Origin of the sequence: Paenibacillus sp. Y412MC10, assembly GCF_000024685.1 — a bacterium.
Classification (GTDB): Bacteria; Bacillota; Bacilli; order Paenibacillales; family Paenibacillaceae; genus Paenibacillus_AQ; species Paenibacillus_AQ lautus_A.
In genome coordinates, this window is sequence record NC_013406.1 from 723745 (window position 1) to 740559 (window position 16815).

Genomic DNA, 16815 nt, shown 5'->3' on the forward strand with positions numbered 1-16815 from the left:
CCCGTTAACCATTCACGGGATGAAGCATTTTGAAAGGAACCTGTTCGCCAGCGGTTAGCGCTGGAAGAACTCAATCCATTCTCCTTCGGGACCGTGGACGAAGAAATAGCGGTACCCGTTCGGAAGCGTTACGATTTCTTCGTCAAGATGAGGTACGGCCAGTCCCTGTACGCGCACATATTCCGCTTCGATGTTATCGGTGCTGACGGCGAAATGATGGACGGTGCCTTCTGCGGGAAGCGTGTCGCTGTAACCCTGGATAAGCTCGACTTCCGTTTCGTCGCTGCCGTTAAATCCGAGGAATGCCAGCTGGATGACGCCATTGGTATGGGTAAGGCGATCTTTCAGTTCAAGTCCGACGACGGTTGTGTAAAAAGCAATCGTGGCTTCAAGGTCCCGGACGACAATGCCGACATGATCCAATCGTTTCTGTGACAAGGCTAAACACCCTTTCCGATTCATATGAGATATGACTGAAATATTATCATATAATTCCTATACGTCAAGTGGGTCTTGAGGACGGAAAGCTTTTGGAGGGCGATGGTTTAATAGAGTAGAATCGATGGTCTTTCTTTCATTTCCTCATCTTTACTTTTAGGTGGGTAAAAAGTATCATGAGAACTATAACTATTAATTCAAAAGACCTAACAAACAAGCATTGAAGAAAGCTTGCCTTTTGGCCGAGGAGGAATGCTTATGAGTCCAACTCCAGCAGATCATCTGTGGATTCGACTCGCCATCATATATGCATTCATTCAGATAATGACCGTTCTGTGGATGCCTGATGCTTTATTGCTTCAGCGTGTTCTAGTCATTATGGCTTCCGCTGCCGCTTCCGTCTATTTACTACGGATCAGTCGGCATTACGAGCCGCATCTTCGAAGGTTTTGGCTTATCGTAAGTGCCGGGCTGATGGCGGATGCCTCGGCTCGAATCATCGATGCTTGTTATTTTTGGCTGGGGAAAGAGAGCGCTTCCCGGACAATTTTGACTCAATTATTCTGGGGATTCGAAATCATCCTGTTTGCAGGTTCCCTCATTTATTTGTTCCGGCACGTACAAGGTTCGTTTCGGGGAGTGCGGTTTATGCTGGATATCGTGATCGTTGGCATAACGGTCATGACGGTAGGCTGGGAATATTTCATCAAGCCCGAGCTTAACGGTTTGGCGAATGAAGCCTTGTGGGGAAAGCTGTGGGTTGACATGCTGTACCCGCTGTGCGCAACGGTGCTTATTTTCTTCACCCTGGTGTTGTATTTTAACACAGGGCAGCTAAGGAAACGGGCAGTCTTCCTGATATGCCTTGGCGGGAGCATGTACATTGCCGCCGATGTTCTGCATATGTATCTCGTCGATTATAAGGGTGTTGAAGTTCGTTCATACCTGTACCCACTGTATACGTTATCGGTATTCATCATTGGTTTGGCAGGAGGGCGGTCAGCTCCCGATGCCCGAAATCAATCGTTGGATGAGAGGGAGCCCCGTTCGTTCGGAAATCTGATCGTAAGATATCTGCTTCCTTACAGCGTGCTTGGCGGGATGTTTGCCCTTATGGTGCAGCGGTTCGGAGGATGGAACGGGCTTTTTACCGGCTTATCCCTCTGCGTCATCCTGATTCTGATCAGGCAGATCCTGATCCAGTTCGAGAATGACCGCTTGTTTGACCGGCTGCATCAAAGCTTGATGCAGAGCGAGACCTTGGCGCATCGCGACGATCTTACGGGACTCTATAACCGCCGCTACTTTAACGCGAGGCTGTCGAGCTCGCTGCAGGAGGCGGACCGTGCGGGTTCCCGCGTAGGGCTGCTATATATGGATATGAACCGTTTTAAACGAGTGAATGACCGCTACGGCCATCGTGCCGGCGATTTGCTGATTCGTAAGGTCGCGACCCGTCTTCAAACCCTTGAATCCAAAGGCGTTCTGGTTTCCCGTTTAGGAGGGGACGAATTTACGGTAGTGATTCATCCGGCCGGCGAGGATCAGGAACTGATCTGGATGGCGGAAGAGATCTGGACGATGCTGAGCGAGCCGTATGAGCTGGAAGGGCATGAGGTCCGAACCACGCCGAGCATCGGCATCGCGGTCTATCCGGATCATGCCAGGAACGACCAAGAGCTGATCGGTCGCGCGGATGCAGCGATGTATGCGGCGAAAGAGCGAAACGCCCGCTGGCATTTCGATGTGGAACGAACGATGCTGCTGCAGCTGTTGGATCAAAAAGTCGAATAGACAAAAGACTCTGGTATCGACAATGTGTTGTTAAGAGCAATATAAGTCGATTATTGTAGAATTTAGCGCAATCATTGCACGAATCTTGCGCATTTCTCGCAAAATAGGTCATAACTTCGATATAAAATCCATAAAATGCAAAGAAATCATATTCAAAATGCCGATAAGAAGCATAGTGAGAGCTAGCTTGCCAAGGAGGACGAACATGATTTGCGACAATTGCAGCACCTTTGAACCGATTGAGGACCAGGGGACCATTCATATGAAGCCTGCAAGTGGTGAGCTTATTCAATTGCTGGCAGTGAACGGCTACGCGGTACAAGAGAACAATGAGGGTTGTGCTGTGAACTACAAGGTACGAGCGGACCTGATCTCCATCATCGAGTGTCTGCAACCCCTTCCGCTGAAGATTCGTCAAGAGCTGTCCTTCTGTGTTACCCGTGGAGGAGCTCCGCAAATCCGGCATTCGTGGATCCCTATGCAGAAGTTCGAACTGCAGATGGAGCATTATGATATGGTGAATGTCATTTTACATAAGCAGTTTACGAGCTACATGCAGCCCATCGTGGATCCAAACGAGCAGATCGTGGCCTATGAATTTCTCCTTCGACCGGTAGAGTGGGGACTCCGGTTCCAGCCGTACGAGCTGTTTGAGACAGCCCGAAAAACCGGACTGCATTCATTCCTGGACCAGGCGGCACGAACCAGTGCGATTGAGACCAGTGCCGAGTGGCTTCCGATCGGCGTGAAGCGGTTCGTGAATTTCCTGCCGTCCTCGATATACGATGCGCAGATGTGTCTGAGCCACACCTTCAATACGATCGACAGGCTCCATCTGGATCCGAGGGATTTCGTATTCGAGGTGGTGGAAACCGAGAGAATCGACGATGTGAAGCATTTGCAGTCGATATTCGAGGTATATCGAAGCCACGGCATCTCGGTAGCCATGGATGACGTCGGCGCAGGTTATTCCACATTGGAGCAGATGATTAAGCTTAAGCCGGATTATGTGAAGATCGACCGGAGTCTTATCGACCATTGCGATCGAAATCCCGCCCAGCAGAAGCAGCTCGAAATGATCACGAACATGGCTCATGATTTCGGGGCCATGGTGCTTGCAGAAGGCATCGAGAGACGGGAGGAGTTTCATTTTTGCCGAGATATCGGGATCGAGCTTTCGCAGGGGTATTTGTTTGGGAAGCCAGCCGAGCGCCCTCCGCGTGATCCTCATACTCAACTGATCTATTCATAACATACATAATCGGCATTTCCCCCGCACGGAGGCGCAAAGCGATGGCATTTATCTGATCCCGGCTTATGGCTGAAACCGAACCTGCAGATGATGCCTGACATGGACGAAGACGGGTTCTTCAAGAATGAGCCATGATGTAGAGGAGCCCGTTTTCTGTAAAAACAAGAGCCCTGGAAGATTTTCCAGGGCTCTTGTTTTTGTATGGGCCGGCGCATTGAAGCTCCAGTGCCTTTTATCTTGCAGCCGTTACCTCTCCAAATCCGCTGATGGCGTATTCCTTGCCGTTCACGTTCAGGACAGCGGGCGTATCCGTTTCGTTTACGATGAGGGTTTCATGGCCTTTGACGTTAACCTTCAGGCGGGATCCGCGGAACATCACCTTGAAGGAGAAGGAGGACCAATGCCCCGGAATGAACGGGTTCAGATGCAATACGCCGTCCTTCACGCGCAGGCCGCCGAAGCCATGCACAACCGACATCCAGGTTCCTGCCATGCTGGTCGTATGACAGCCGTCCTCGGTATCGTTGTTGTAGTTGTCCAGATCCAGGCGGGCTGTACGAAGGTACATCTCGTACGCCTTTTCCTGGTACCCGAGCTCGCACGCGAGAATGGAGTGTACGCATGGCGAGAGGGAGGACTCGTGTACCGTGAACGGTTCATAGAAGTCGAAGTTGCGTTTTTTTGTAGCCAGATCGTACCGGTCGCCAAGGAAGAACAATCCTTGCAGCACGTCGGCCTGCTTAATGTACACCGAACGCAGAATGCGGTCCCAGGACCAGTTCTGGTTCAGCGGCAGGTGGGCAGGGTCCAATTCCTTCACCGGAACCAGCTCCTTGTTAAGGAAACCGTCCTGCTGCAGGAAGACGCCGAGTTCCTCGTCTACCGGGTAGTACATTTTGCTGATGATATCCTGCCATTTGGCCGTTTCGGCATCCTGCAGGGCAAGCTTCGCCGTAAGCTCGGCATAGCGGGAATTCTCATTCTCTTTCAAATACTCCAGCACGTCGAGCGTGTATTCCATCGTCCAGCTGGCAATGCGGTTGGTATACCAGTTGTTGTTGACGTTGTTCTCGTACTCGTTCGGGCCGGTAACGCCCAGCATCATATACTGGTCCTTCGCCGGCACGTAATTCACGCGCTCCTCCCAGAAACGGGAGATTTCCACGAGCACTTCCAGACCGTATTGGCCGAGGTAAGAGAAGTCGCCGGTATAATTGACATAGTTATAGATGGCATAGGCAATCGCGCCGTTACGGTGGATTTCTTCAAACGTAATCTCCCACTCGTTATGGCATTCCTCGCCGTTCATCGTCACCATAGGATAGAGCGCCCCTTTGGTGAAGCCGAGCTTTCTGGCATTTTCCTTCGCCTTTTCCAGGTGCTTATAACGATAGATCAGCAGGTTGCGCGAGATGCTGGCATCGGCGGTGCTCAGATAGAACGGCAGGCAATAAGCCTCGGTATCCCAGTAGGTGCTGCCGCCGTATTTTTCCCCGGTAAAGCCCTTAGGCCCGATGTTCAGGCGGTCGTCTTCGCCGCTGTAGGTTTGGTTCAGCTGAAAAATGTTAAAGCGGATCGCTTGCTGGGCCGCCACATCGCCTTCGATGACGATATCGCTTTCCTTCCATTTGTCGCCCCAGGCATCTGCCTGCTCCTTCAGCAGCTGTTCAAATCCGGTCTCCACCGCCGGTTCCAGCACGGCACGCGCAGCATCCACCAACTCGCCGAATCCATGATTGCGGGAAGTGACGTTGGCCACGTATTTATAGACGGTAACGGCTTCGCCTTCGGATACGGGGACGCTTACGCGGTTCGCGGCATATTTCTCCTTCTCGATCAGCTCGGCTTGAAGATCCAGCTTCGCCCCGTTCTTAACAAGGTAATAAGACATAACGGAGGTAACATGGAAATCGAGCTTTTTGGTTTTTACGGTCAATGCGGCCGAGCCTTGCGCGGCTTCCTTGAATACCTCCAGCCAGAACTTCTCGTCATAGTTGGAGTCTTTGTTCTTCACATCGCCATCGAGATAAGGCGTAACCGTAAGTTCTCCAGCGAAATTAAGCGGCGTTACGGCATATCGGATGGCACCGATCTCGTGGCGTACAATGCTGACAAAGCGAACCGCCTCGATCTGGAGCTCCTTGCCGTCTTCCATGACAACGGTGAAGCGGCGGGAGAGGAAGCCTTCCTTCATATTCAGCTCGCGCACAAAATCCTTCACCGTGCATTTGGCCAAATCCAGCGGCGTGCCGTCGATTTCAATGCCGATGCCGATCCAGTTGGTGCTGTTCAGCACTTTGGCGAAGTATTCAGGATAACCGTTCTTCCACCAGCCTACGCGGGTTTTATCCGGATAATACACCCCGGCCATGTAACTGCCCTGCAGGGAGGAACCGCTGTAGGACTCCTCAAAGTTGGCGCGTTGGCCCATGAATCCGTTACCGATACTGAAGATACTCTCTGAGATTTCATGCGTGTGAGGATCAAAGCCCTCTTCAATAATTGACCATTCATCAAGCTTTAAATATTGTTTCACAATCATCGGCTCCTTTAGGTTTAGGAAAAATGGTTGCATATCTGTATGGGATGATGCTGCTGAATGCTGTAAACGCATGTGCTCACACGCTTATAACTCCAGCAGTCGGTCCACCGTTAACTCTTCCAGGGAAGGAAGGACGAGGTTGGCGCGCCCCAAGGTTTCGGGCGAGCCGATGCCGACGCTGCGCATTCCCGCGCGGATGGCGGCTTCGATTCCGGCCTCGGCATCCTCGAATACGACGCAAGCGTCAGGGTCGGCGCCAAGCTCGCGAGCTCCCAGCGTAAATACCTCGGGATCCGGCTTCGCTTGGCTGGTCTTCGTTCCATCGATGATGGCGTCGAAGTAAGGCGTCAGGCCGGTATTGTTCAGGATCAGCATCGCGTTCTTGCTGGCGGAGCCCAGCGCAACCTTGATGCCGCGGTCCTTCAAAGCTTGGATAAATTCGAGGGCTCCAGGCAAAATCTCGGATTCGTCCATATTGGAAATATACTCGACATACCAAGCATTCTTCTTCTCGGCCAGCGCCAGCTTCGCGTCTTCATCCAGCGATACTCCGCCAACCTCAAGCAGAATATCGAGGGAAGCCATGCGGCTTACTCCCTTCAGGCGTTCGTTGTCCTGCTCCGTGAATTCAAAGCCAAGCTCTCCGGCAAGACGCTTCCAGGCAATGTAGTGATACTTGGCGGTATCCACGAGCACGCCATCTAGATCGAATAAACAAGCGGATAGGGTTGACATGATCATCCTCCTTAAGGAATTAGTGCAAACGTTTGAACCAAGCTGCAAAAATAAAGGAAGCACCAGGATGCTTCTTTATTTTGAAGTACTTCTTGCTATGCTCCGCATATTCGTCGGCACTCAAGATTTCGGCGGCGAAAACATCGAGGATTCGCGGATCATCAATCGATGCGGAATGATATAGCGGTGCGGCAGGATCGTGTTGTCATCGTTGCGAATGGTCTGGATCAATGCCTGCGAAGCGGTATAACCCAGGTTATAGATGCCGATGTCAACGCTGCTCAGCGGCGGTGTCGATAGTTCGGTCAATGAGATGTTGTTGAAACTGATGATCGATACGTCCTGGGGAACTTTATACCCCAGCTCGTGCAGTCCGCGAACCACGCCGAAAGAGACAATGTCGTCGACAATGACAAGGGCCGTCGGCCGCTCGGGCAGGTTCATGAAAAAGGACATGGCGCGATAGCCGCTCTCCTGCAGGAACTCGCCTTCCACAATCCATTCTTTTCTCATTTCAAGGCCTGCATCGGCAAGTGCCTTCCCGTAGCCCTTCATCCGGTCCTGGGATACGATCAGGTTAGGCGGCCCGCTGACAAAACCGATCCGCTGATGCCCAAGCGAGATCAAATGCTTGGTTGCATCATAGGCTGCTTGCACATTATCGGTATCGACCGATAACAGGTCAGGATATTTCTCGCTCCGGCCGACCAGCACGAACGGGTAGTTGTTGGATTTCAGAAAATCAACGACCTGGTCGTCCTGCCTGGAGTAAAGCAAGATGGCGCCATCGACGCGGCGGCCGTTAAGAAGGCGGGATACGGCTTCGACTTCCTCTTTCTCGTTGCCGCCCGAACTGAGAACGACATCGTATCCGGAACGGTTCGCTTGGGTGACGATACCGCGGATCAGCTCCATGAAGAATAAGTTGAGGAACAATTCCTCCGCGGGTTTCGGCAGAATGACGCATATGCTTTCTGTCGTTTTGGAAACAAGGCTCTTGGCCATAATATTGGGATGGTAGCCCATTTCCTCCATGATCTCTTTCACCTTGCGCGAGGTTTCGCGGCTGATTCTTGGATGGTTGGAAAGCACCCGAGAGACGGTGGAGGGGGATACGCCCGCTCGTTTTGCGACATCTTTTATCGTTACTGACATAATAGGACCTCCAGTGGAACCGTTTGCGTTTTTTTGAAAATAAGAAAGCGACTACTGGAGTCTCCCTTATTTCACAAGAGTAACTTTCCGCTGTTCGCCGACCGTTCCTCTTTATTAAATTGTGGGTCTGTCAGGCCCTGTGTATACGTGGATACCTATTGATCTAAAGGCATATTGATCCGGTATGTTAAACGGTTTCACACTGCTATATTAACGTTAATCGATAGGCTTGTAAATACGTATCCAAGTCAGTCCAACGCAATTATTTCACAAATGCATCAAAAAAGAAGCAAGGATTAGAAAACGGAAGAAAGGCCGGTATTATGGCCAGAAAAAACCGGAAAACAACTTAAAATGGCATTGTGCAAACGATTTAACAAAACGAAAGTGTGGGTTATGATAGAGTGGGATCAAAAACAGGCCGTTATCAACCGATGAAGATGGAATTAAAGCCAGACCTTATTATGTAACCGTTTTATTGGAAGTTTCTAGTGCTTTTTAATTCAAACGTTTGCGCTTTCTGGTTATACATGAAAATACTTTAGATTACATAAGCGGAATGACTCGATGAATATCAGCTGCGTGAGCGAACAGGGGGAAACAGCGTGATACGAAATACATGGGGAAGACGCAGGGCTCTGCCGTTATGGCTTACGGCCTTTGCGCTTACGGGAAGCCTGCTTGCAGGCTGCAGCGGCACCGCGGTTGCGCCTCAAGAGGAGGCGAAGCCGCCGGCGGCTTCGGAATCGAAACAACCGGATACGAAAGCGCCTGCGCCAGAAGGAAAAACGGAGGTGGATGAGCAGCCTTCCGACGTCTATTATGAAATTTTCGTGCGTTCTTTCTATGATTCCGATGGGGATGGGATCGGTGACTTGCAAGGGGTCATCGAGAAGCTGAATTATTTGAATGACGGAAATCCGGAAACCTCGGAGGATCTTGGCGTGACGGGGATTTGGCTGATGCCGATCCATCCTTCGCCGAGCTATCACGGCTATGATGTGACCGACTACCGTTCCATTCACCCGGATTACGGGACGCTGGATGACTTTAAGACGCTGCTTGCCGAAGCGGATAAGCGCGGAATCAAGATCATTATGGATCTGGTGGTCAATCACACAAGCACGGAGCATGCTTGGTTTCAGCAGGCTGCGAAAGACAAGGCCTCGGGCACCCGGGATTGGTACATCTGGGCCGAGGATCAAGGGAAAACGCCTTCCGGATCCAGCGCGGCGGGAAGCGGCTCCCCTTGGCATGAGATGAACGGGGAGCATTACATGGGCACGTTCTGGGGCGGGATGCCGGATCTGAACTTCGATAATCCGAAGGTCCGCGAGGAGATGAAGGATATCGGGAAGTTCTGGCTGGAGCTGGGCGTCGACGGCTTCCGGATCGATGCAGCCAAGCATATTTATGAGGATCTGATGTCCGATAAGGGCGAGGCGACCACGGCCAAGAATACGGCTTGGTGGCAGGAATTCCGCGCCAGCATGAATGAAGTGAACCCGGAGGCTTATATCGTCGGGGAGATTTGGGATAATTCCGCTGCGGTCATCGCGCCGTATTTGGAGAATGCATTTGATTCCGGATTCAACTTCAGCTTGGGCGAGAGCATCGTCGGTGCCGCCATGAACGAGAAGGATAACAACCTGGCCTTTACCCTGGAACGGACATATGGCTTGTTCAGCCAGGTATCGGACGGCAAGTTTACGGATGCTGCCTTCCTGACGAATCATGACATGAACCGTGTCATGTCCCAGCTGAAGGATGACGTGAATCACGCTAAGATGGCTGCCGGCATTCTGCTGACGATGCCGGGCCATCCGTTTATCTATTACGGCGAAGAGATCGGGATGAAGGGAGCGAAGCCGGACGAGCAAATCCGGGAGCCGATGATCTGGTCCAATACGGGCAGCGATAAGGGACAGACGACCTGGGAGCCGCTTACGCATAACCGCGGCGATCAGGTCCAAGGCGTTGAGCAGCAGACCGGGGACGAGAATTCCCTGCTGTCCCGCTATCGCACGCTGATCCGGTGGCGGAATGAGATGCCTGTCCTGAACAGCGGCACGATTGAATCTTATGCGTCAGGGAACCAGGAAGTGATGGCCTATATCCGCCGGACAAAGGAGAGCAGGGCCCTAGTGGTTCATAACCTGTCAGGCACGGAGCAGACCGTGGACCTGGCATCAAAGAACGGATCTGCGGATTTCCGGTCATTGGCGAGAACCACCGACGACAGCGCGGCATTGAATGGCAGCAGCTTGACGCTGCCGCCATATACGACCGTTATTTTGGAATAGGCTGCGATCCTGCCTTATACAGCAAAACCCAACAAGACCCCGAGCCCCTGGAAGGAGGCATGCTCGGGGTCTTGTTTGACATCCGTTATAGCCCTAAGGCTACTCTGAGGACTAAGCACGAAACTGCCGCAAATAATTGGCCGTCACGGAATGCGGGCTCTCCAGAAGCTCCGCCGGTTTGCCGGAGAACAGGATATTCCCGAGGGAGCACGGCAGGTTAGCAAATCGGATGCATGAACATCGGGGATCCCATGTTACAATGACAAAAGATGAATTTACGGCATACATAAAAGCTTGCAAGGGCCTTTTTTTGACTTAAAGGCTATAGAATAACCCCTCATGGGGAGATACGAAGGTTCGTACGGAAAGGAAGTTTTACCATGAGCGCATGCATTCTATATATTGAGGATGATCGGGAGATCGGCGGATGGGTCAGCGAATTCCTCAGGGACAAGGGATACGAGGTACGGTGGCTGCTGAGCGGAGAACAGGCCGTACAGGAAGCGGCTCCGTGTGCGGTCGTTGTTCTGGACGTCATGCTTCCGGGGCTGGACGGCTTTACGGTCGGGCAGCGTCTCAAAAAGGCCTATCCCGGACTGCCCATCCTGATGCTGTCGGCTCGAACCTCTATTGACGATAAGCTGCAGGGGCTTGAGTTCGCCGACGATTACCTGACAAAGCCTTTCCATCCGGACGAGCTGGCTGCCCGTCTCGAGGTGCTTCTGCGGCGGTCTGTCGTGAAATCCGCGGAGCCCATCCGAGTGAAGCACTTATCGGTATATGAAGACGAGAATCGGATCGTGAACGAGGATACCGGCGAGGAGACGCTGCTGACCGGCAAACAGCATCAAATCTTTATGTATCTGCTCCAGCACCAGGGGCGTGTCATGACCAAGGAGCAAATATACGAGTCGGTCTGGGGAGAATCATATATCGAAGGGGACAAAACGCTGATGGTCCACATCCGGTATCTCCGGGAGAAGCTCGAGCGGGACCCCGCCAACCCGGAGATTATTGAGACCGTTCGCGGGCTTGGCTACCGGGTGAGAGCATGAGATGGAAAAGGAAGAAGGGAAGGTTCCGCAATTCGCTGACCAATCGGTATTTGCTGCTGATTTTGATGGCTATGATCTTCATGCCGATCATGTTTCCGTTAGCGTCGATTTTTTACTGGTTCGTGAACGATACTTTCTCGGATCGGCCGCCGGCCCCTGCTGGGAAATATACCAGCGGTACCGCGTTAGAGAGAATGTGGCACGAGGAAGCTGCCGGATTAAGCGGAGCTTCGCCGGAGGCCATTGAGCAGAAGCTGAATTCGATACGGCAGGAGTATCCGGAGATCTCCATGTTCTGGGTGGATGGCGGCAATAAGACCAGGCTGCAGCTGCCGGTACAGCCTAACCTGCCCGAGGTATGGAGCGCGCCCTATACCGTGCAATTTATGAAAAACTCCCTGGATAGCGATCCGTTCACCTCCGTGGCTTTTATCGGGGGAGAGGGATCGGGAGAAGGCTTCATGGTCATGCAGCTGCCGAGAAAATATCTTAATGTCCAGCAGCCCATTGCGAGCGAAACGGCGCTGTACGGGCTGTTCACGGCTTCGATGTCCGGCCTGTTCATTCTGGTCTCCTGGCTGTTCTTCGTGCGCATACGCAAGCGGCTGCTGCGGCTTCGTTCGGCCATGACGTCGTCTCATGCGTCGACGGGCATACCGCAGCCGGTTACGTTAACCAAGTATGACGAGATTGGACAGCTGGAAGAGGGTTATAACGATATGGTTATCCAGTTGGAAGAGGGACAGCGCCGCCAGCGCGAGGAAGAAGAGCTGCGCAAATCCCTGATCGCCAATCTGTCCCATGATCTCAGAACCCCGCTGACGGTGATTCGAAGCCATATTTTCTCCATGGAACGGGAGCCGCTGAGCCCGAAGGGAAAAGAATCGCTGTCGCTCATCGAATCGAAAATCGCGGATTTGGGCGGCCTGATCGACAACCTGCTGTCCTACAACTTGCTCACCAGCGGCAGAGTGCAGCTGAACATGGAATCTGCAGACGTGCTGCGAATCGTCAAGGAAAGCGCCGCTGCCTGGTATCCGGTATGGGAGAAGGCGGGAATCGAGCCTGACATCCAGGTGCGAGACGAGCCGCTCCACTGGAACGTAGACGTGCTGTGGTTCCGGAGGCTCCTCGATAATCTGTTCCAAAATGTCGCTCGCCACGCCCGATCCGGGCAGTACATCGGCATTCATACCGAGGAGAGGGAAGGACTTGAGGGCGTCCTTGTCATTTCGGACCATGGGCCGGGGATCGCAAGCGATTCCGGCAACAAAGGCACGGGCATCGGCCTGGCCATCGTGGACCACCTGACCAGGGAGATGGGGCTGGAAAGCCATGTGGGAAGCTCGGAGGAGGGAACGAGGATCCGCATCTGGAAGCGTTGAGCAATCAAGCGCCGGGCTATCAAGCATTTTATCCGGATGGTGAGGGCTAGGTCGAATATATAAAAAGAGGAGCCGGCTCGATTATCGGTTCCTCTTTTTTTTAGCTGCCAATAACAGAAAAAGACGCCCTGTCAGGCGTCTTCGTACCATTGCTTTTCGCTCGAGTTTCACGAGCTCGTCAGTGAACTGGGTTCATAAGCAAGGCAGGCTACAGCTGTTAGACTAAGAGAGAGATTCATTCTGAAATCCAATTGAACAAGAACATTCATATTCATCGTTAACCACACTCCAATCATAATGCTTAGTCGATTCATGTGAGAGAAGAGTGATCGGCATGCCATCATCAGCGTCAGGTAGCCCCCCTGTACGGACGCAATAAGCGTTTCGGCAAAGATATTATATCATATTCGGACACTTGCTAAAACGGTGGATAGGCTGCAATCGATGCGATTTCTTTAGCTTTACCAGCCGACAGAAGCAAATGCAAACGCAGGCTTTTTCATGCGTATTAGCTTATGGGAGGAAACCTCTTGAACTAATGAAAATGCACCAGCGGAGGGAACGGAATCGTTGCTGGAGAAGCGAAGCGTTCGCCTTTAAATCCGGGAAACCACCCCTGGGCAAATTCCGGTTTCCTGGATTTAACAGCGATCGGAAGAACGATCCGGCAGCGGAGCGGCCTTAGCTGTACCAAGTGACTCTTAGCTCTTTTCACGAAATAACCGTTTGGATAGGCTGCCAGCTTTTTTAAAGAAAATTTAAACTTGGGGCCGACCGGCATTTAACCTTGGACATGTAGGATGTATACCTGAGGTGATGAACGTGACGGAACTCGTCATTCAAACAAAAGGCTTATATAAAATATACAAAAAGCGCGCAGCGGTCGTGGATTTGAATCTGGAGATCGCCCGCGGCGACATTTACGGCTTCCTCGGCCCGAACGGTGCCGGGAAAACGACGACCATTCGCATGCTGCTCGGACTCATTCAACCGACGCGTGGCGCGATTCATTTGTTCGGCAAGGATTTAAAGAGCGAAAAAATGGACATTTTGCGCCGGACCGGATCGCTTGTGGAATACCCATCCTATTACGGCCACTTGACGGCCGTAGAGAATCTGGAAGCGATCCGCCGGATTACCGGCGGCCCGAAATCCCGCATCGCGGAAGTGCTGGAGATGGTCTCCTTGACGAAGGAGGCCAAGCGCCCGGTCAAGGGATACTCGCTAGGGATGAAGCAGCGTCTTGGCATCGCGGCCGCCCTGCTGAACAATCCGGAGCTGCTCATTCTGGATGAGCCGACCAACGGCCTGGATCCGTCCGGGATACATGAAATCCGGGAGCTGATCAAGAATATGCCGCGCCAATACGGCATTACCGTGTTGGTATCCAGTCACCTGCTGGGCGAGGTCGAGCAGATGGCGGACAAAGTCGGCATTATTCGCGAAGGAAGAATGGTGTTCCAGGATACGATCGACAATCTGGTATCCACGGCGTCTAGCGGTTTCCGCTTATCGGTATCCGAGCCTGAGGCAGCGCTTGGACTAGCCCTAGACTTAGGCTGCGAAGGCGTCCTGCGGAACCAGATGCTGGAGCTGGAGAGCATGCAGGATGCCAAAATCGCGCAACTCGTGAAGCGCCTGGTAGAGAACCAGCATGCGGTATACCGGGTGGAAGAGCAGCGGAGGTCGCTGGAGGATATCTTCATGCAGATCGTAGGGGAGGGAAGCCGGGTATGATGTTCCGTGCGCTTTCCGCCGATTGGCTGAAAATCCGAGGCAAGGGCATCTGGTTTCTCGCTGCGCTCGGTCCCGTCGGGCTGGCAGCGATGCAAGGGCTGAACTTCGGACTTCGATACGATTACCTGATGAAATCCTACGCGGCGGATCCTTGGGGCGGACTGCTGGAGAACGTGCTCTTCTTTGTGCCGATTGCCCTGTTCCTCGGGATCACGCTGGTCTGCTCGCTGATGGCCAACGTGGAGCATCAGCTGAGCTCGTGGAAGCAGCTGCTGGCACTGCCTATCTCCAGAACGGCGGTATTCAGTGCCAAGTTCGTGCAGGCTTTCCTGATTCTCTGCGTATCCTGTCTCCTTCTGTCGATCAGTACCGCCGTCCTCGGCATCGTACTGGGGATGGGGGCAGATCAAATGCCGTATGTCGATCTGCTGCGCATTGGGTTTGTGCAGTTATTCGCGGCGCTTCCCATGCTGGCCTTTCAACTGTGGATGTCTTTGACGCTTAAGAACCAGGGGATCGCGGTCGGGATCGGGATTACCGCCTCGGTCGTGTCGATGTTCGCCCTGCAGTTTCCTGATTGGATGCCGCTAAAATGGCCGCTGCTGGCTTACATGGGGCCGGGAGAAGCACGCGTCATCGGAGCGGGTTTGCTGCTGGGCGCGGTGATCGCATGCGCTGGCCTGATTCATTTTAACCGAAAGGATGTGGACTAAGATGGCATCCTATCTAAGAGCGGTATCCGCAGAGTGGCTTAAGCTGTCGAAATCGAAGCTGTGGCCGCAAATCTTCCTGTGCGCGATCCTCGTCATGCTGCTCGGCATATTAAACGGAAAGCCTGAGGAGCTGGCGCCATGGGAATATCTGATCAGCATTATGATCGTTCTGCATGCCATGCTGCTGCTCCCGATTCTGACGGGGATATTCAGTGCCATGGTATGCCGGTATGAGCATTCGGGCGGGGGATGGAAGCAGCTGCTCGTCCTGCCGGTTTCACGCGGCGCCGTCTATTTTGCGAAGTTCTCGGTGGTAGCCATGCTGCTGGCCGTCGTCCAGTTACTGTTCATGGGCGCCGTACTGGGAGCCGGTTTGATCCACAAGGTGGATGCTCCGATTCCGTGGGAAATGCTGCTGCGCTGCCTGCTTGGCGGTTGGGTTGCCTGCTTGCCGCTTGCCGCGCTGCAGCTTGGAGTCTCAACGGCCTGGAGCAGCTTTGCCGCTCCGCTGGCATTGAACGTCGTTTTCACCATACCGAACATGCTGGTAGCCAACTCGCAGACGTATGCCCCTTACTATCCGTGGACGCAGCCGTTTCTGGCGATGATGCCGGCGGGTCAAGCCGATTTCGGCGCATTCAACCTGCCGTTCGAAAGCCTCATGACCGTCGTGGTAGGAGGGTTTCTACTATTCTTTCTCGCGGGATTCGTCTATTTTCAGCGGAAAGAAGTGTAACTCTTCAGAATTGGATTTCAAAGCTGGCTTGGTTTTATGAAAAAGAGCTGCCCTCAGGCCCTTACGGCCTGTTGGAGCAGCTCTTTTTATATATTTCTATGTGTAACGAACCCTTGGTTTTGCTATTGAGGCAAATCCACCCACACATAAGGGGTGTCAGCCGCCTTCAATCCATACTCGATTATCGTGATGACGGCGACCGTTTCTGCCGGGTTGACGGCAGGCTCGCCCGTTTCGAAGAAATTCACCAGATTCTCGATGAACAAGGCGAAGAAATTCGAATTCGCGGTGACCTGCTTGAAGCCCCCGTCGCCATTTTTTATCCCCAAGGTAAACGGACAATTATCCCCGAGATGATTCACGGTGGCTTGCTGTCCGTTCCCGAAATCGATCAGCAGGGCAGGGGAGTCAGGCGTTCCGATATACATCACCCGCTTCGGGCTGGTCCCCATCAGGCTGACGATCGGCTCGATTTGATGGATCGAATAATTGGCGAAGGCGCCCGGTCCCCAACTGCTGATCGTTTGAATATCGCTTCGGTCCAGCTCACGGTATTCGCTGGCAAAACGCAGGGCGGACGTCGAATACATCGGCGTTCCGTGCTTTGCCGCCAGGTCGAACAGGCGGATGGCCGTTTCGCGGTCAGGCGCGAACGTTTTATCGATATAGGTCGGCTTGCCGGATTGCAGCGGCAGCTGGGACAGCTCCTCATGGAATTCCGGATTGTCCGGGGACAGCACGATCAGGTAATCGCTGCGCTCCACCACCTCTTCGATCGTGGGCAGCAGCTCAATTCCAAACTCCTTGCTCCAGGCGGCGTTCGTGAGCCCGTTCTCTTTGTCTCTCTTGCCGTAGGCGTACATGACCTTCATGGCATGTTCCGATGCCTGCTCAATCCACCCGGGATATTTGTTCGCGTGGAACTGGTCCAAATGCAGGTCGATGAATCCGATTTTTTTCATGATAAAGG

The 16815-nt window shown here is 52.9% G+C and carries 14 protein-coding genes; 8 read left to right on the forward strand and 6 right to left on the reverse strand.

Going from position 1 to position 16815, the window contains the following annotated elements; all coding sequences use genetic code 11:
• Nucleotides 1–54: 54 nt before the first annotated feature.
• Nucleotides 55–438, reverse strand: coding sequence for a VOC family protein (locus GYMC10_RS03075; RefSeq protein WP_012818801.1), 384 nt, complete (start codon nt 436–438; stop codon nt 55–57).
• A gap of 258 nt (nt 439–696) precedes the next feature.
• Between GYMC10_RS03075 and GYMC10_RS03080 the strand changes: the two genes are divergently transcribed.
• Both GYMC10_RS03080 and GYMC10_RS03085 read left to right on the forward strand, forming a co-directional pair.
• Complete coding sequence (locus GYMC10_RS03080) at nt 697–2232, forward strand: GGDEF domain-containing protein (RefSeq protein WP_012818802.1); 1536 nt, start codon at nt 697–699, stop codon at nt 2230–2232.
• 205 nt (nt 2233–2437) lie between these two features.
• Entirely contained in the window at nt 2438–3484 is a 1047-nt protein-coding gene (locus tag GYMC10_RS03085; RefSeq protein WP_012818803.1) for an EAL domain-containing protein, read from the forward strand.
• A 232-nt stretch (nt 3485–3716) separates the two neighbouring features.
• Here GYMC10_RS03085 and GYMC10_RS03090 read toward each other — a convergent pair whose 3' ends face one another.
• From GYMC10_RS03090 to GYMC10_RS03100, 3 genes are all read right to left on the reverse strand, one after another.
• The gene (locus tag GYMC10_RS03090) at nt 3717–6020 is read right to left on the reverse strand and encodes a glycoside hydrolase family 65 protein (RefSeq protein ID WP_012818804.1); all 2304 of its coding nucleotides are present in this window, start codon (nt 6018–6020) and stop codon (nt 3717–3719) included.
• 90 nt (nt 6021–6110) lie between these two features.
• Complete coding sequence (gene pgmB / locus GYMC10_RS03095; RefSeq protein ID WP_012818805.1) at nt 6111–6761, reverse strand: beta-phosphoglucomutase; 651 nt, start codon at nt 6759–6761, stop codon at nt 6111–6113.
• A 120-nt stretch (nt 6762–6881) separates the two neighbouring features.
• Nucleotides 6882–7916 (reverse strand): LacI family DNA-binding transcriptional regulator, encoded by a 1035-nt coding sequence (locus tag GYMC10_RS03100; protein ID WP_009593335.1) that lies wholly within the window; start codon nt 7914–7916, stop codon nt 6882–6884.
• A 605-nt stretch (nt 7917–8521) separates the two neighbouring features.
• Between GYMC10_RS03100 and GYMC10_RS03105 the strand changes: the two genes are divergently transcribed.
• The 3 genes from GYMC10_RS03105 (at nt 8522) to GYMC10_RS03115 (ending at nt 12659) form a co-directional block, all read left to right on the forward strand.
• Nucleotides 8522–10219 carry an alpha-amylase family glycosyl hydrolase gene (locus GYMC10_RS03105; RefSeq protein ID WP_012818806.1) on the forward strand — a complete coding sequence of 566 codons (1698 nt, stop codon included), beginning with the start codon at nt 8522–8524 and terminating at the stop codon, nt 10217–10219.
• Nucleotides 10220–10599: 380 nt separating this feature from the next.
• Entirely contained in the window at nt 10600–11274 is a 675-nt protein-coding gene (locus GYMC10_RS03110; protein WP_012818807.1) for a response regulator transcription factor, read from the forward strand.
• Complete coding sequence (locus GYMC10_RS03115) at nt 11271–12659, forward strand: sensor histidine kinase (protein ID WP_012818808.1); 1389 nt, start codon at nt 11271–11273, stop codon at nt 12657–12659. The genes GYMC10_RS03110 and GYMC10_RS03115 overlap by 4 nt, the downstream gene beginning before the upstream one ends.
• Nucleotides 12660–13194: 535 nt before the next feature.
• On the opposite strand, the gene GYMC10_RS32145 is transcribed toward GYMC10_RS03115, so the two are convergent.
• Nucleotides 13195–13353, reverse strand: a complete 159-nt coding sequence (locus tag GYMC10_RS32145; RefSeq protein WP_187293007.1) for a hypothetical protein — start codon at nt 13351–13353, stop codon at nt 13195–13197.
• Nucleotides 13354–13475: 122 nt separating this feature from the next.
• Between GYMC10_RS32145 and GYMC10_RS03120 the strand changes: the two genes are divergently transcribed.
• Genes GYMC10_RS03120 through GYMC10_RS03130 form a run of 3 tightly spaced genes read left to right on the forward strand, consistent with a single transcriptional unit; the run spans nt 13476 to nt 15845 of the window.
• Entirely contained in the window at nt 13476–14396 is a 921-nt protein-coding gene (locus GYMC10_RS03120; RefSeq protein WP_410002336.1) for an ABC transporter ATP-binding protein, read from the forward strand.
• Nucleotides 14393–15109 carry an ABC transporter permease gene (locus GYMC10_RS03125; protein WP_012818810.1) on the forward strand — a complete coding sequence of 239 codons (717 nt, stop codon included), beginning with the start codon at nt 14393–14395 and terminating at the stop codon, nt 15107–15109. Before GYMC10_RS03120 ends, GYMC10_RS03125 begins: the two co-directional genes overlap by 4 nt.
• Nucleotide 15110: 1 nt before the next feature.
• Complete coding sequence (locus tag GYMC10_RS03130; RefSeq protein WP_012818811.1) at nt 15111–15845, forward strand: ABC transporter permease; 735 nt, start codon at nt 15111–15113, stop codon at nt 15843–15845.
• A gap of 122 nt (nt 15846–15967) precedes the next feature.
• Here GYMC10_RS03130 and GYMC10_RS03135 read toward each other — a convergent pair whose 3' ends face one another.
• Nucleotides 15968–16807 (reverse strand): Gfo/Idh/MocA family protein, encoded by an 840-nt coding sequence (locus tag GYMC10_RS03135; RefSeq protein WP_012818812.1) that lies wholly within the window; start codon nt 16805–16807, stop codon nt 15968–15970.
• Nucleotides 16808–16815 lie beyond the last annotated feature (8 nt).

Bases quoted from the DNA above. Each gene is read 5' to 3' on its own strand.
- GYMC10_RS03115 (WP_012818808.1), top strand. From the start codon at position 11,271: ATGAGATGGAAAAGGAAGAAGGGAAGGTTCCGCAATTCGCTGACCAAT.
- GYMC10_RS03135 (WP_012818812.1), bottom strand. From the start codon at position 16,807: ATGAAAAAAATCGGATTCATCGACCTGCATTTGGACCAGTTCCACGCG.
- pgmB (WP_012818805.1), bottom strand. From the start codon at position 6,761: ATGTCAACCCTATCCGCTTGTTTATTCGATCTAGATGGCGTGCTCGTG.
- GYMC10_RS03125 (WP_012818810.1), top strand. From the start codon at position 14,393: ATGATGTTCCGTGCGCTTTCCGCCGATTGGCTGAAAATCCGAGGCAAG.
- GYMC10_RS03120 (WP_410002336.1), top strand. From the start codon at position 13,476: ATGAACGTGACGGAACTCGTCATTCAAACAAAAGGCTTATATAAAATA.
- GYMC10_RS03085 (WP_012818803.1), top strand. From the start codon at position 2,438: ATGATTTGCGACAATTGCAGCACCTTTGAACCGATTGAGGACCAGGGG.
- GYMC10_RS03080 (WP_012818802.1), top strand. From the start codon at position 697: ATGAGTCCAACTCCAGCAGATCATCTGTGGATTCGACTCGCCATCATA.
- GYMC10_RS03130 (WP_012818811.1), top strand. From the start codon at position 15,111: ATGGCATCCTATCTAAGAGCGGTATCCGCAGAGTGGCTTAAGCTGTCG.
- GYMC10_RS03100 (WP_009593335.1), bottom strand. From the start codon at position 7,916: ATGTCAGTAACGATAAAAGATGTCGCAAAACGAGCGGGCGTATCCCCC.
- GYMC10_RS03110 (WP_012818807.1), top strand. From the start codon at position 10,600: ATGAGCGCATGCATTCTATATATTGAGGATGATCGGGAGATCGGCGGA.